The sequence below is a fragment of the Variovorax sp. Soil_C_26 genome, assembly GCF_057657075.1.
Map to the genome: position 1 here is coordinate 84,365 of NZ_JBDGJC010000008.1, position 14,478 is coordinate 98,842.

Sequence of the window (14,478 nt, forward strand, 5' to 3'; positions counted from 1 at the left end):
TACGAAAGCAATTCATCCCCATGTCGAACGATCTATCGAATTTGCCGTGGTCCGAGAAGATCGCGCGCATCCTGAAGGAGCGGATCGTCAATGGCACGCTCAAGGCAGGCGAGAAAGTCCTTCAGGACGCGATCGCCAAGGAGTTCGGCACCAGCCACATCCCGGTGCGGGAAGCATTCCGGCAGCTTCAGTCCGAGGGGCTGCTGGTTGCAATCGCCAGGAAGGGTGTGCGGGTTGCACCTTTGGATCTCGCGTCTGTCGTCGAAATCACGTTGATGCGTCAAGCTTTGGAACCACTAGCGCTGTCCGAGGCGATGAAGAAGATGACCAACGCCAGCCTTGCGCTGGCGAAAGCGGCCATCGCCGCGAGCGAAAAAGCCAAGAACATGCGAGATTGGGAAGAGGCGAACCGGCGCTTTCATATGGCCTTGTACGAGCCCTGCGGCATGCCGATCTTGCTCGATTCGATCAGGGAACTCCACGTCGCGAGAACACGCTACATGATTGGTGCCACCCAAGCCGAAGACTGGGATCCGACCTCGAGTGCCGATCATGTGGAAATTCTTCTTGCCGTCAGGTTTGGCGAGGTTGCACGCGCTGGCGAGTTGCTGAAAAAGCACATCGGTGAGTCGAGGTCTGTTCTAGTCAACGCAATCATCGAGCAGTAGCAGGCTGTGTGGCCCGCGCGAGGTTCCTGTGGCGTGCAGGCGGGCCATGGCCCCTTGCCTGCGCTGCTTCGCCCGGCCACTCATGCGCCGAAAGCCCGGTTGTGCGTTGGGCTGATCAGGATCTCGTTGACGCAGACCCGCGCCGGCATGCCGGCGACGAAGGCGATGGTCCGGCCCAGTTCGTCCTCCTGCAGCATGCGGGCGCGCTCCTGCGCCGGCACGGGCACCGGCCGCTGGTCGAGGATCGGCGTGTCCGTCTCGCCGGGCATGAGCACACAGGCGCGCAAGCCGTTGCGCCCTTCCTCCATGTTGAAGCTGTGCGTCAGCGCGACCACCGCATGCTTGGTCGCGTTGTACCCCGGCCCGACGATCGGCGATGCATGTCGGCCTGCCCACGACGCGACGTTGACGACGAGGCCCTCGCGCCGGGCCCGCATCGAGGGCAGCACGGCGTGCATGCACTGGAAGGTGCCGGTCAGGTTCACGTCCACGATCCGGCGCCAGTCGGCGATGCCGACCTCGGCCCAGGACCGCGCCGTGACGTTGATGCCGGCGCTGTTCACCAGCACGTCGACGGGTCCGACGTCGCGTTCGATGGCCACGAAGGTGGAGGCGACGGCCTCGCTGTCCGTCACGTCCAGCACGAAGCTGTGCGCCGTGCCGCCCTGCACGGCCACCAGTCGGGCCACGGCCTGCAGTGCGTCGGCCCGGCGGCCGCACAGGACGACGACGTGGCCGGCCTGCGCCAGGGCCAGCGCGGCGGCGCGTCCGATCCCGGAGCCCGCGCCGGTGATCCAGGCGATCCGCTGGGTTCTGTCTTCTTCTTGTGTCATGGTTGCAGGATCACCTTGCCGAATTGCTGGCGCGACTTCATCCACGCATGGGCCTGGGCCACGTCGTCCAGCGCGAACATCTTGTCGATCGGCATGCTGAAGCGCCCGGCCTGCAGCAGCGGGGCCACGTCGGCGAGCATGCGCGCGATGAGCGCGGCCACATCGTCGGCGGTGCGCGTGCGAAAGGTCACGCCCACCAGCGACAGCCGCTTGAGCGAAAGCAGGTCGAGGTCGACCGGCCCGGCCGTGCCGCCCATGCGTCCCACGCTCACGATGCGCGCGCCGAGCGCTGCGCAGGCCATGTTCTCGGCGAGCGCGGGAGCGCCCAGGTGGTCGACCACCACGTCCACGCCATGGCCGTTCGTCGCTTCCCGCACGGCGGCCTCGAGCGCGGGGCCGCTGTGCGCGGCCAGGGTCACGCCCAGCGCGCGCAGGCGCTCCCATTTGTCGGTCGAGGTGCTGGTGCCGATCACCTGCCCGGCGCCGAGCAGCCGTGCCAGTTGCACCGCGGCGATGCCGACCACCGAACTCGCGGCCTGCACGAGCACATGGTCGCCGCGCGCCAGGCGCCCGTTGCTGACGAGCGCGTCATGCGCCGTCATCAGCGCGGCCGGCCAGGCGGCCGCCTGTATTGCCTCCACGCCGGCGGGCACGCGCATGAGCAGGCGTTCGTCCACGCAGACCCGCTCCGCGTGCGCGCCACTGCACATCGCCATGACCTTGTCGCCGAGGCCGAAGGCCCGCACCTCCGCGCCGTAGCCCACGACCTCGCCGGCCATCTCGAGCCCGGCCACGCCGGCCGGCCCGCTGCCCGTCATGGCACGGAAGTGGCCGGTCTTCAGCGACAGGTCGGCCCGGTTCATGCCGGCCGCGAGCACCCTGACCAGCACTTCGCGCGGACCGGGCACGGCTTCCGGCACCTCCTGCAGCCGAGGCTGCGGCGCGCCGCTGTCGTCGCGCGCGATGAGCACGGCCCTCATGCGCCCACCCCGCTCGGGAGAACGTCCGGCTCGCGCACGAACTTCAACTCGTTGCAGGCCGGGCGGCCGTTGATCGACAGCGGCGCGGAGCGCAGCGCGAGCCGCGGTCGGTCGCCGGCGTCCTCGAACTGCCAGAACCGCTCCAGCGTGCGGCCTTCCCAATCCGGAAGGTGGCAGCCGATGACGCGGTGCGTCAGCTTGCGTTGGGCCGGATCGGTCTCGAAGCGGCAGAAGTACGAGAAATAGCCGTTGAAGGCGGCAACGATCTCGTCGGCCGAGCCGATGCCGCGCTCGGCCACCGAGGCGCGCACCGCCGAAAACTTCGGCCGGCCACGCTGCATCAGCGCGCCGGTCATGAAGCCGGCGTGGGTGTAGACGATCAGGCCTTCGGCATCGGCACCCATCGGAAACTCCACGCCGCCGTCGTCGTAGAGGATGCGGAACGACAGCAGGCGCCAGGTGCCGATCAGGGCCTGCACTTCGGTCACTGGTGCCCCCTTGGCGCTGCTCATTGCACATGCTCCGGCAGCAGGCCCAGCGCGCGCGCCCAGGCCAGCGAGTCGCTGGTAGTGCGGCGCGGCGTGTACTCCAGCCCGACCCAGCCGCTCCAGCCGCGCCGCTCCAGCAGCCCGAGGAAGGCCTGCAGGTCCAGTTCACCCTCGCCTGGCTCGTGGCGCCCGGGTGCGTTGCCGATCTGCACGTGCCCGACGTGCGGCCAGGCGATGTCGAGATCCTCCGCCAGCGCGTTCCCCTCCATCGCCACGTGATAGGTGTCAAAGCACAGCTTCAGGTTGCTGCGCGCCACCGATTCGATCAGGGCCACCGCATCCCTGTTGGCATGGAGCAGGTAGTCGGCGATTCGTGCGCTGCAGCAAGCCTCGATCAGGACCGTGAGCCCGTGCGCGCCAGCCACGTCGGCAGCCCAGCGCAGGTTCTCGCGCGCCACGGCGATGCAGTCGGCCCGCTTGGCACCGGCGGGCACGTTGCCCAGCGGCGCGTGGACCAATGGCCGGCCGCATTCGACGGCGTAGGCGACGGCGGCCCGGATCGTGGCGCGGAAGTCGTCCTCCCGGCCGGGCAGGCACGTCAGTCCGCGCTCACCCGCGTCCCAGTCGGTCGGCGAAAGGATCTGCACGAGCGCCAGGCCCGACGCCTCGAGGCCAGCGCGGTAGTCGCGCGCCGCGATCGCGTACGGAAACGCCACTTCGACGCCCCGGAATCCATCGGCCGCCGCGGCAGCGGCACGCTCGGCCATGGGGAGTTCGGTGTACAGCCAGCGCAGATTGGGATCGAGCCGGATCATGCTCAAGCCTCCTGCCGGATGCGGGCGACCTTGACCACCTCGGCCCAGCGCGCCCGGTCGTCCGCCTGGTACGCAGCGAGCGCCTGCGGCGAGCTCGCCATCGGTCGCACGTGGATGGTGGCCAGGCGTTGGCGTACATCCGGGCGCTCCAGCGCCGCCCGCACGGCGGCGTTGAAGGTGGTCGCCAGCGCCGGGTCCAACTTGCGCGGGGCGTAGAGCGCTCCCCACGACACCGCCACAACAGCCCGGTGACCCGCCTCGGCCGTGGACGGCACGTGCGGCAGGAACGGCGACCGCTCGCGGCTGGCCACGGCCAGCGCCCGCATCTTTCCGGCCTGGATGTGCGGCATGGACGAAGCCAGGGTGACGAAGGCGCACTGCAGTTCGCCGGTCATCAGCGCCACGTCCTGGTCCGTCGCGGTCTTGTAGGGAACGTGCAGCATGTCGATGCCGGCCGACATCTTGAAGAGCTCGCCTGCGAGATGGGTGATGCTGCCGACGCCGAAGGAGCCGTAGGCCAGTTTCCCGGGGCGTGCCTTGCCATCCGCGACGAGATCGCCGACGGACCGCACCGGCATCGAGGGCGTGACCACCAGCGCGTTCTCGACCTCCGCCACCATCGAGATCGGCGTGAAATCGGCCACCGGATCGAACGGCAGCGAGGTCCGCACGTTCGGCAGCACGGACTGCGTCGACGATGCGCCGAAGAACAGCGTCGATCCGTCGCCGGGCGCTCGCGCGGCGGCGGACGCGGCAATGGCGCCCGACGCGCCGGGGCGGTTGTCCATGACGATCGGCAGGCCGAGTTCCTCGGCCATGCCCGCACCCAGCGCACGCGCGATCACATCCGCCGATCCGCCGGGGCCGAATGGAAGAATCATGGTCACCTTGCGCATGGGCAGCGCAACGCGGGCGTGCGCAATCGTCGCTGCCAGCCCGAGGCCGGCGGCAAGGACCGTCCGGCGTCTGACCGGGCGCGGCCCACGGTTGCCGATGTCGAGGGTGTTCATGCGTGTCTCCTTCGTTTCAGTTGCAGCTGCAATCGGCCAACTCACACCATGAGCTCGATCAGGAACGGACCGCGCCGGGCAAAGCTGGCGCGCATGAGGTCGGCGCATTGCTCGAGGGTGGTGGCCCTGGCGGCCTCCACGCCCATGCCGTGGGCCAGGCTGACCCAGTTCAGCGGCGGATTGCCCAGGTCCAGCATGGACATCGCAGTGGTGCCCGGCGTGGCCCCGGCGCCGACTTTGCGGTATTCGCCGATGAGGATGTTGTATTTGCCGTTGTTGATGATGATGGTCGTCACCGGAAGCTGCTCGCGGGCCTGGGTCCACAGCGACTGCACCGTGTACATGCCCGAGCCGTCGGCCTGCAGGCTGATCACGCGACGCTGACGGCCTGCCGCCAGTGCGGCACCCGTGGCCACGGGCATGCCGTCGCCGATGGCACCACCGGTAAGGTGCAGCCAATCATGCGCGGGTGCACTGTGGGTGAAGCGGTAGAAGTGGCGGCCGTAGGTGGCGCTTTCCTCGGAGACGATGGCGTCCTCGGGCATCAGCGCGGCCAGCGTCTGCGCCAGGCCTTCGGGCGACGGTGCGCCGCGTGCGGGTTCAGGCCGCTGTCCGGCATCGGGCATTTCGGCATCCGGCACGTCCAACGCCTGGGCCAGCGCGCGCAGGGCTTCCTCCGCATCCTGGTCGGGCCGCGACAGCACATGGAACCGGGTGCCCGGCGCGTACTGCAGCGACGACACGCCGGGGTACCCGAAGAAGGCGACTGGCGGGCGCGCGTTCACCAGCACGATCTGCCGGTAACGCCCGAGCGCCGCCAGCGCCTCATCACGCGCGTACGGCACTCGATCGATCGGCAGGCGGCCGCGCCCACGCTCGAGGCGTGCGTTCACGAAGTCGGCCATCAACATGGCGCCGGTCGCCTTTGCGATACGCCAGGCCAGGCGCTGCGCTTCGCCCAGTACGGCGCCGCCGGCCAGCAGCAGCAGCACGTCGTCCCGCCCGCGCAGCATGCGGGCCGCGCCTTCGATGGCCGAGGGATCGATCGGCGGCGACACGGGTGCCGCCTTCGGCGCGCCGACCTTGCCGCCTTCCTCCCACGACACATCGGCGGGCAGGATCAGTGTGGCGATCTGGCCGCCTGAAGCGCGTGCGGCGCCGATCGCCTCGACGGCATCGCGGCCGAGCTCTGCCGCATGCGTGCTGGTGCGCACCCAGGCCGAGACGGTCTGCGCCATGCCCGCCGTATCGGAAGTCAGCGGCGCGTCGAAGGGACGGTGGAAGGTCGCCTGGTCGCCCACGATGTTGACGATGCCGCTGCGCGCCCGGCGGGCGTTGTGCAGGTTGGCCATGCCGTTGGCGAAGCCCGGGCCGCAGTGCAGCAGTGTGCAGGCCGGCTTGCGCGCAATGCGGAAATAGCCGTCGGCCATGCCCGTCACGACGTTCTCTTGCAAACCGAGCACGGATTGCATCCCGGGCACGGTGTCCAGCGCCGCGACGAAGTGCATTTCGCTCGTGCCGGGGTTGGCGAAGCAGGTGTCGACGCCCGAGGCCAGCAGCGTCTTCACCAGGCTCGTGGCGCCGTTCATCGGGCTCGCCCCGTCTTCACTCCGCAGGCAGATGTGATATCGAACATGGTTGGTCTCCTGCCGACGATTAGAAAAGCCGGCCCGGGTCGCGTCCAATACTGTTGCTCGCCCGATCGATAAGTAAATCCGATCGATAGTCCAGGGCAGGGCAGGGCGGAGCGGGGCGGGGCGGGGCCCGTCGCGGTCAGGCGGGGGGCTGCGAGACGAACCGATGCGCGACGTCGACCAGCGCGGCCAGTGCGGTGTTGAGATTGCCCGCCAGCCAAACCAGCGCCAATCCCGCGCGCGGCTCCGGCGCCGCGAACCGGCGTATGGCGACGCCCTGGACCTGGATGGCCCTTGCACGTGACTCGGTGAGGATCGTGAGACCGGTTCCCGCGGCCACGGCGCGCAGCATGTGCTCCTCGTCGGGCTCGTGGAGGACGATCCGCGGAGAGCCTTCGCCCCAGATCTGGCCGAACATCATGCGATAGAAGCCCGGGGCGCGCTCGGCGGATCCGGTCACGATCGGTTCGTCGGCGAGGTCCGCGACACGGATGCGTTGGCGCCGCGTCAGGCGATGGGATCGCGGCAAGCCGACCACGAGCGCCTCGCTGCCGATCGGCAGCACCTGCAACTGACCGACTGCCGGGTCTGCCAGCTCCAGCGGCGAGCGCACGAAAGCCGCGTCGAGCTTGCCGTCGAGCAGATCCTCGATGCTCTTGGCCGTGTACTGGGAATTGATCTGCAATTGCAGCGCGGGCGCCTCGCTGCGCAGCATCTCCACGATCGCGCTCGAGGCACCGCCGGCCGCCGACCGGGCGAAGTTCAAGCGCAGGGTGCCTTCGCGGCCGAGCACGAAAGCATGCATGCGGTGGCCGACCTGATCCGCCAGCTCGAGCAGGCGCTGCGCCTCGGCGAACAGCACCGCGCCGGCCTCGGTGAGCTCGACGCGGCGGCTCGACCTGGCCAGCAACGCGACGTTGAACTCGGCCTCGAGCGCCTGGACGTTCTGCGTGAGCGCGGGTTGGGCTACATGCAGGCGCTGCGCGGCGCGCCCGAAGTGCAGCTCCTCTGCCAGCACGACGAAATAGCGAAGGCGGCGCAGGTTCATGTAGGTGAAGGTTTGCTCGTCAATCCTCGCCGACTTTAAGCCCGTTGGGGGCAACGGCCATCGGGGGCGTCCGGGCGGGCTGCGCCGCTCGATGCCCGCTGCGATCGAGTTCGAGGTTGGGGAGCGCCCCAGGCGGGGCGTAGCTCAGCTTTCCAGCTTGATGCCGGCGGCCTGGACCACGCGGCGCCAGCGCGCATGGTCGCGCTTCTGGTAGTCGGCCAGTTCTTCCGGCGTGCTTGCAAGCACGCGCGTGACGATCGCGTTGAAGCGCGCCTTCAACTCGGGTCGCTCCAGCGAGCTCTGGGCTGCCGCATTCAGCCGCGCGACCTCGGCGGCGTCCAGCTTCGCGGGCCCGTACAGGGCCGCCCAGGACACCGCGACGATCCCCGGAAATCCGGCTTCGGCCGTGGTGGGCAGCGCCGGCAGAAAGTCCGAGCGCTGCGTGCTGGCCAGCGCGAGCGCATGCATGCGGCCAGCCCGGATGTGCGGGATGGCCGTCGCGAGCGTGGCGAAGGCGAACTGGAGCTGCCCGCTCAGCAAGGCCACGTCGACTTCGGAGTTCGCCTTGTAGGGCACATGGATCGCGTCCACGCCTGCGGCCATCCTGAACAGCTCGCCGGCCAGGTGCGTGATGCCGCCCGCGCCCGAGGAACCGAAAGCCAGCTGCCCGGGCCGCGCCTTGCAATAGGCCACCAGCTCGGCCATGCTCTTGACGGGCAGCGTTGGGCTGACGACCAGCGCGTTCTCCACCTCGGCGACCATCGAGATCGGGGTGAAGTCGGCCACCGCGTCGTAGGGCAGTCTGGGCGATGCCGCCGGCAGCACCGCATGTGTGCTGGACCCGCCGAGGAGGAGCGTGCGGCCGTCGGGCGCGGCACGCGCGGCCGCTGCCACGCCGATCGTGCCCGAGGCGCCGGTGCGGTTGTCCACGATCACCGGCACGCCGAGGTCACGGCTCATGCCTTCAGCCAGGGAGCGCCCGATGGTGTCGAGCGAGCCTCCCGCGCTGTAGGGCACGATCAACCTGATCGGCTTGTCCGCGGCGGCGAACTGCGCGCGCGCGCCGGCGGCCCATGCGAGGCCCAGCGACAGCAGCGAGCGGCGGTGCATACAAGTCAAAGTTGCGTCTCCTCTTGCCATCCTGGAGTGGCGCGGATGCCATAACGATCTGCCCAACGCAGGCTCGCTCGCGAGCTGCCGGTGGGCCGGTACTCGCAACTGAATGCGCCACGATAACCGAGGCGTTGCGCTTCGACGATGATGGCGTGCACGTCGTGTCCCGATTCGTCGGGGCCCCGGCGATCCGGCGCAAAGGCAATCTGCACGTAAGACAGCAACGGCATTGCGCGGCGCAGTTCGGCATGCACTTGCGCCATGTCGTGCCCGTGCTCCCACTGCACGTGATGGAAGTCCAGCACGATGCCGAGATTGGCCGCACCGATGCGCTCGGCCAGATCGATCACCTGGTGCACGGTGTTGACCGGGTACCTCGGGAAGTCACGTCGGCACACCGGCTCCAGCACGACGCGCAGGCCGTGCTCGGAGGCCCGCATGCAGGCCCAGCGCAGGTTGTCGAGCAGCAAATGCGCGCATTCGGCCGGGTCGGCACCCTCGGGCACGTTGCCGGCCGGGGGGTGAATCAGCGGGCGGCCGAGTTCCAGTGCATAACGTATCGCCTCGTGCATGCCGGCCTGAAATTCTTCCTGCCGCCCGGGCACGGCGGCCAGACCGCGATCGCCGGCGCCCCAATCGCCCGGTGCGGCCAGCAGGTAGAGGAAGCGCAGGTCATGGCGCAGCAGCGACGCGCGCAGTTCTGCCAGCGGTAGCTCGTAGGGCAGGCTCAGGTCCACCGCGCGGAAGCCGCAGGCGGCCGCCGCGCGGAAGCGTTCGGCCAGCGGCCATTCGGTGAACAGCCATCTCAGGCTGGCGGCGATCAGCGGTGTCTCCATGGTTGCGCATTGGAATCGGTACCCCACGACGCGTCCAATACTGTGATTGCGCGGATCGATAAGATTGCGTTATCGATGGACCCGAAAGTTGTAGGGCGCCACCTACTGCCCGGTCGCTGCGGATCGCGCGGGCCAGACGTAGGTCGGTTCTTCTTTCCGCACGAAAGCCTGCGCCGCAATCCGGTGCGCCTCGCTGGCCAGGGCAATGGCCTGCGCGCTCGCCTCCATGGCGAGCATCGTCGGCAGGTCGCTCTGCAGCGATGCGTCCAGTGCCTGCTTGGTCAGCGAGAGCGCGGTGGGCGAACCCTTGGCGATCGCGGCGGCCAGTTCGTTCGCGCGTGCATGCAGCGATCGCCAAGGCAGCACTTCGAGGGCCAGGCCCATGGCTTGCGCCTCGGCCGCGTCGATCTCGCGCGCCGACAGCGCGAGCGCCTTGGCCTGCTGCAGCCCGACCAGGCGAGGCAGGGTGTAGAGCGCCGCGCAGTCGGGCATCAGGCCCATGCGCTGGAACACCATGCAGAGCCTGGCGCGATCGCTGAGCAGCACGATGTCGGCCAGCAGCGCGAGGCTCATGCCCGCGCCGAAGGCCACGCCGTCGACGGCGGCGATCACCGGCCGCGGGAAGCCATGCAGCGCGAGCACGAGCCGGCGGTACCGGGCCATGCCTTCGAGCGCTTCGGTCGCCTGCCGTGCGCCGTGGCCGGCCATGTCGCGCACGTCGCCACCCGCGCAGAAGGCATCGCCTGCGCCGCGCAGGACCAGCACGCGCAGCTGGGGCTCGGCGGCAAGGCGCGTGAGTGCGTCGGTCAGTTCATCGGCCATCTGCCGGCTCAGGGCGTTCAGCGACGCGGGACGGTTGAGGGTGAGCGTGGCGACGCCTGCGCCCGACATGTCGCACAGGAGGGTCCCGAAACCACGCGTCATAGATGCGTCCTCAGACGATGCGCCGCGCATGCAGGGCTGCGATCTCGGCCGGGTCCATGTCGAGCACGTCGCGCAGAATGCGGTCGGTGTGCTCGCCGATGGTCGGCGGCGCGGTGGGCGGCGGCGGTTGGGTCCCCGTGAAGCGGATCGGGTTGACGCACAGCGTCACTTCGCCGGCCGTGGGGTGCGGTACGCGCTGCGTCACGCCGCGGTGCACCACCTGCGGATCGGCGAACACTTCGGCATAGCGATTGATCGGGCCGCTGGGGATGCCCGTTTGCTCCAGCGCCGCCAGCAGCTCGCCGGCGCGCCATTGCCGGGTGAGGGCGTTGAACACCTCGGCCAGTTCCCGCCGGTGCGCCAGGCGCTCGGAATTGGTGACGAAGCGAGGGTCGTCGGCCAGCGCCGGGTGGCCCAGCACGTGGCAGAACGATCGGTACTGCGCTTCGCTGCCGCAGATGACGATGATGCCGCCGTCGGCGCATTCGAAGGCTTGCGAAGGCAGACCACCGTTGCCTTCGGTGCCGCGGCGCGGCGGCACCACCCCGGCCGCGAGATACGTCATGACCGAATGCGTCTGGGCGGCGATGGTGCAGTCGAGCAACGCGATGTCGATGTGCCGGCCCATGCCCGTGCCATTGGGACCGTCGCGCTCGTAGAGCGCGGCCAGCACCCCCGAGGCCGCGTACTGCCCGGCAATGAAATCGGCCAGGCTCGGGCCGGTCTTCATCGGGCCGCCACCGGGCACGCCGTCCGGCAAGCCGGTCACGCTCATCATGCCGCTCATGGCCTGGAACACGGTGTCGTATCCCGGCAGGTGGCTCTTCGGGCCTGTCTGGCCGAAGCCGGTGACCGAGCAGTAGATGAGCCGCGGATTCAGCGTTCGCAGCGATGCATGGTCCAGCCCGTAGCGCGCCAGGTCGCCGACCTTGAAGTTCTCGATCAGCACGTCGGAGCGCGCGACCAGGCGGCGCACCAGGTCTTGCCCTTCGGCACTTGCGATGTCGATGGTGATCGACTGCTTGTTGCGGTTGGCCGACAGGTACATGGGCGACTCGCGCGTGTCGTTGCCGTCGCGGTCCTTCAGGAACGGCGGCCCCCAGCGGCGCGCCTCGTCGCCGTTGCCGGGGCGCTCGACCTTGATGACTTCCGCACCGAGGTCCGCCAGCGCCTGTGCGGCCAGTGGCCCCGCCAGGATGCGGCTCAGGTCGAGGACCTTGACGCCGGTGAGCGGCATGCGGGTGCGCGTGTCGTTTTTCATGCTGCTTCCTCCAGATTCCAGGCTGCGGCCGCGAGTGCCAGCTGCTGCGCCTCGGCGCCGCCCAGGTCCGAGCGCAACATCTTGGCGCGCGTGGTCCATCGGTGCAGCGGATGTTCGAGCGTCAGGCCCATGGCCCCCATGAACTGGTGCAGGTCGTAGGTGATGGCGGGCGTGCATCCTTGTGCGTGCGCCAGCGCGCAGGCGGCATCGGTGGCGCTCCCGCTGTGTGCCGCCTGCAGCGCAAGCCAGCGCGCAGCCTCCACCTGCACTGCCGCGGCGGCCAGCCGATGCTGGACAGCCTGGAACGCGCCCAGGGGGCGTCCAAACTGGCGGCGGTCGCGCACATGGGCGGTCACGGCGTGCAGGCCCGCTTCGAGGCAGCCGCTCAGCTCGGCCGCAACGCCCACCCGCCAGAGCCGGCGCAATTCGGCGCCGTCCAGGTCGAGCGTCCGCCACGAGAGCATGTCCGGTGCGACCAGGCGCCCGACTGGATAGCCGAAGGGACTGTCCAGCGCTGCGGCGTCGGCGTCCGTGAGCGCCGCGCACTCGACCGTGTTGCCGCGGATGCAGAGCACCGTGCGCGCGCCGGGCAGCCAGCGCGCGGGCCGGTCGCGGCGATCCCAGACGAGGGCGCATGGGCCGGGCAGGGCGGATGCGAGCAGGGGCAGCACCAGCGCAGCTGCGACAAGCTCCAGGCACTGCGGCAGCTTGGCCAGGCGGTGGACCATCGCCGCTGCGGCCACGGGGCCGAGCTCCTCCACGGCCGCGGCGTCGAAGAGGCCGGCGGAGGTCAGGTCGGCCTGCAGCGATGCGGAAAACTCGAAGTGGTTCACGCCAAGCACCGGGCGCGCCTCGTGGTCCGCCGCGATGCGCTCGACGGCATCGAGCAGGGCCACCTGGTCGGGGTTGAATTCAAGGTTCATGCGCTTGCCGGACGAGGTTCGCGCGGCAGCTGCAGCCACTCGTGCGCGATGAGGTTGAGCTGGATTTCCGCCGCACCCGATGCGATGCCTGCGGCGATGGCGCGTTCGTGGTGTGCCAGCACGAGCGGCCAGCCGTCGCCGCACAGCGCGTCGCTGAAATGCGCCAGCGTGAAATCCGACACGGCATGGTCGGCCTTCACCACGGCCACGCGCGCCAGGTTGGCGACTGCGCTCGGCGGCAGGTCGCGCGCGCGCTCGTCCACCACGCGGTAGACCAGCAGGCGCGCCGCCTCGCATGCGGCCAGCGCCTGTGCCGCTTGAGATCGGACGGCAGTATCGGCGAATCGGCCCTGTGCCTTCAATTCAGAGACCATCCGGTCCAGCACGCGGCGCGAGAACGCATAGCGTGCCAGGCCCACCCGCTCCAGCGACAGCGCGTAGCCGATGATGGCCCAGGCCTGGCCCTCCTCGCCGAGGCGTGCCGTCGCGGGCACCACCACGTCGTCGAAGAAGACCTCGTGGATGTCGCCATGGCCGATCAACGATGGGATTGGACGCACGGTGATGCCGGGCGTGTCCATGGGCACCAGGAAGATCGCGATGCCGCCCTTGCCCGCGCCGGTGCGCGCCAGCAGGAAGCAGGTCTGCGCCATGCCCGCGTAGGAGGTCCACACCTTGCTGCCGTTAATCATGTATTCGTCGCCGTGCAGCGTTGCACGCGTGGCCAGCGACGCCAGGTCGGAGCCTGCCGAGGGTTCCGAGAAGCCCTGGCACCACAGCGCGCGGCCCGCGGCCATGTCCGGCAGGTAGCGGGCTTGCTGCTGCGGCGTTCCGTACTTCATCAGCGTGGCGCCGATGAAGTTGGCGTTCATGTACTGCGGGCCGCGCGGCTCGCCCGCGGCGAACAGCTCTTCGCCGACGATGAAGTGCTCCCACGCCGGTGCACCGCGCCCGCCATGCGCCACCGGCCAATGCGGCACCAGCAGGCCCTCGGCGGCCAGCTTGGGGCAGAACACCAGAGAGAACGCCGTTTGCGCCGGGGAGCCCGGGCCGTGACGGCTGATGTGTTCCCAGTCGGGCGGCAGCTCGCGCGCCAGCAGCGCGCGCACCCGCTCCCGCAGGGCCCGCTGTTCGTCGGTCCATTCGAAATTCACGCGTTGTTCACCTTGTGGAGGTAGCTCAAATAGCCCATGGGGACAGGGCTGCCGCCGTTGACTGCGATCAAGGCACCGGTGGTCCATGACGCCTCGTCCGACAGCAGGTAGGCGCAGAGCGGGCCGATGTCATCGGGTGTTCCCAGGCGCTGCAATGGCACTGTCTCCACCTGCCGACGGATGCGAGCTTCGGTGTCGAAGACCTTCGCCAGTTCCTCGGTCATCACCACCCCGGGCGCGACGGCATTGACGCGGATGCCCCGATGGCCCCATTCGGCGGCCATGGTGAGCGTGAGGTTCTCGACCGCGGCCTTGGCCGCGCCGTAGTGGCCGGTGTTCGGGTTGGGATGCGAGGCGCTGCGCGACGTGATGTTCACGATGGAGCCGCCGTGCTGCATGGCGCGCGCGGCCGCCTGCGCCGCGAAGAAGGTCCACTTCAGGTTCAGGTCGACCACACGGTCCCACTGGTCTTCGCGCACCTCCAGCAGCGGGCCGGTGTCGCCGCGCGCTGCGCTGCCGGCGTTGTTGACCCAGCCGTCGATGGCGCCGAACCGGTGCTCCGCTTCGGCGACGATGCGCGCGATGTCTTCGGCGCGCGTGATGTCGGCGGCCACGGCGTGCACCTGAACGCCCAGCTTTTCCAGTTCGGCTTGCGTCTCGTCCAACGCCTCTTTCGATCGGCCGCTGACCACCACGTTGGCACCGCAGCGCGCGGCCGCCAGCGAGATTCCCCGGCCGATGCCGCGCCCGCCGCCGGTGACGACGACCGTCTTGCCTGACAAGGAGAACAT

Annotated in this window: 15 protein-coding genes; 1 reads left to right on the plus strand and 14 read right to left on the minus strand. The window is 69.5% G+C overall.

Going from position 1 to position 14,478, the window contains the following annotated elements; translation table 11 throughout:
• Positions 1 to 20 precede the first annotated feature (20 nt).
• Positions 21 to 668, plus strand: a complete 648-nt coding sequence (locus AC3A6G_RS21550) for a GntR family transcriptional regulator (protein WP_487862041.1) — start codon at positions 21 to 23, stop codon at positions 666 to 668.
• 80 nt (positions 669 to 748) lie between these two features.
• On the opposite strand, the gene AC3A6G_RS21555 is transcribed toward AC3A6G_RS21550, so the two are convergent.
• From AC3A6G_RS21555 to AC3A6G_RS21620, 14 genes are all read right to left on the minus strand, one after another.
• The gene (locus AC3A6G_RS21555) at positions 749 to 1,501 is read right to left on the minus strand and encodes an SDR family oxidoreductase (RefSeq protein ID WP_487862040.1); all 753 of its coding nucleotides are present in this window, start codon (positions 1,499 to 1,501) and stop codon (positions 749 to 751) included.
• A complete protein-coding gene (locus AC3A6G_RS21560) occupies positions 1,498 to 2,481 on the minus strand; it encodes a zinc-binding dehydrogenase (RefSeq protein WP_487862039.1) in 984 nt (327 codons plus the stop codon). The genes AC3A6G_RS21555 and AC3A6G_RS21560 overlap by 4 nt, the downstream gene beginning before the upstream one ends.
• Entirely contained in the window at positions 2,478 to 2,993 is a 516-nt protein-coding gene (locus tag AC3A6G_RS21565; protein WP_487862038.1) for a lipocalin-like domain-containing protein, read from the minus strand. The genes AC3A6G_RS21560 and AC3A6G_RS21565 overlap by 4 nt, the downstream gene beginning before the upstream one ends.
• Positions 2,990 to 3,784, minus strand: coding sequence for a hydroxypyruvate isomerase family protein (locus AC3A6G_RS21570; RefSeq protein ID WP_487862037.1), 795 nt, complete (start codon positions 3,782 to 3,784; stop codon positions 2,990 to 2,992). Before AC3A6G_RS21570 ends, AC3A6G_RS21565 begins: the two co-directional genes overlap by 4 nt.
• Before the next feature lie 2 nt (positions 3,785 to 3,786).
• A complete protein-coding gene (locus AC3A6G_RS21575) occupies positions 3,787 to 4,794 on the minus strand; it encodes a Bug family tripartite tricarboxylate transporter substrate binding protein (protein WP_487862036.1) in 1,008 nt (335 codons plus the stop codon).
• Positions 4,795 to 4,835: 41 nt separating this feature from the next.
• Positions 4,836 to 6,383 (minus strand): acetolactate synthase large subunit, encoded by a 1,548-nt coding sequence (locus AC3A6G_RS21580; protein WP_487862035.1) that lies wholly within the window; start codon positions 6,381 to 6,383, stop codon positions 4,836 to 4,838.
• Positions 6,384 to 6,567: 184 nt separating this feature from the next.
• Positions 6,568 to 7,476: a LysR family transcriptional regulator gene (locus tag AC3A6G_RS21585; RefSeq protein ID WP_487862034.1), complete on the minus strand. Its 909-nt coding sequence runs from the start codon at positions 7,474 to 7,476 to the stop codon at positions 6,568 to 6,570.
• Between the two features lie 144 nt (positions 7,477 to 7,620).
• The gene (locus AC3A6G_RS21590) at positions 7,621 to 8,586 is read right to left on the minus strand and encodes a Bug family tripartite tricarboxylate transporter substrate binding protein (RefSeq protein WP_487862033.1); all 966 of its coding nucleotides are present in this window, start codon (positions 8,584 to 8,586) and stop codon (positions 7,621 to 7,623) included.
• 5 nt (positions 8,587 to 8,591) lie between these two features.
• On the minus strand, positions 8,592 to 9,425 hold the full coding sequence (locus AC3A6G_RS21595; protein WP_487862032.1) for a hydroxypyruvate isomerase family protein: 834 nt from the start codon (positions 9,423 to 9,425) through the stop codon (positions 8,592 to 8,594).
• 102 nt (positions 9,426 to 9,527) lie between these two features.
• Positions 9,528 to 10,349: an enoyl-CoA hydratase/isomerase family protein gene (locus AC3A6G_RS21600; RefSeq protein WP_487862031.1), complete on the minus strand. Its 822-nt coding sequence runs from the start codon at positions 10,347 to 10,349 to the stop codon at positions 9,528 to 9,530.
• A gap of 10 nt (positions 10,350 to 10,359) precedes the next feature.
• Positions 10,360 to 11,610 (minus strand): CaiB/BaiF CoA transferase family protein, encoded by a 1,251-nt coding sequence (locus AC3A6G_RS21605; protein WP_487862030.1) that lies wholly within the window; start codon positions 11,608 to 11,610, stop codon positions 10,360 to 10,362.
• Positions 11,607 to 12,533 (minus strand): acyl-CoA dehydrogenase family protein, encoded by a 927-nt coding sequence (locus tag AC3A6G_RS21610; RefSeq protein ID WP_487862029.1) that lies wholly within the window; start codon positions 12,531 to 12,533, stop codon positions 11,607 to 11,609. Before AC3A6G_RS21610 ends, AC3A6G_RS21605 begins: the two co-directional genes overlap by 4 nt.
• Entirely contained in the window at positions 12,530 to 13,687 is a 1,158-nt protein-coding gene (locus tag AC3A6G_RS21615) for an acyl-CoA dehydrogenase family protein (protein ID WP_487862028.1), read from the minus strand. The genes AC3A6G_RS21610 and AC3A6G_RS21615 overlap by 4 nt, the downstream gene beginning before the upstream one ends.
• Positions 13,684 to 14,478: an SDR family NAD(P)-dependent oxidoreductase gene (locus tag AC3A6G_RS21620; protein ID WP_487862027.1), complete on the minus strand. Its 795-nt coding sequence runs from the start codon at positions 14,476 to 14,478 to the stop codon at positions 13,684 to 13,686. The genes AC3A6G_RS21615 and AC3A6G_RS21620 overlap by 4 nt, the downstream gene beginning before the upstream one ends.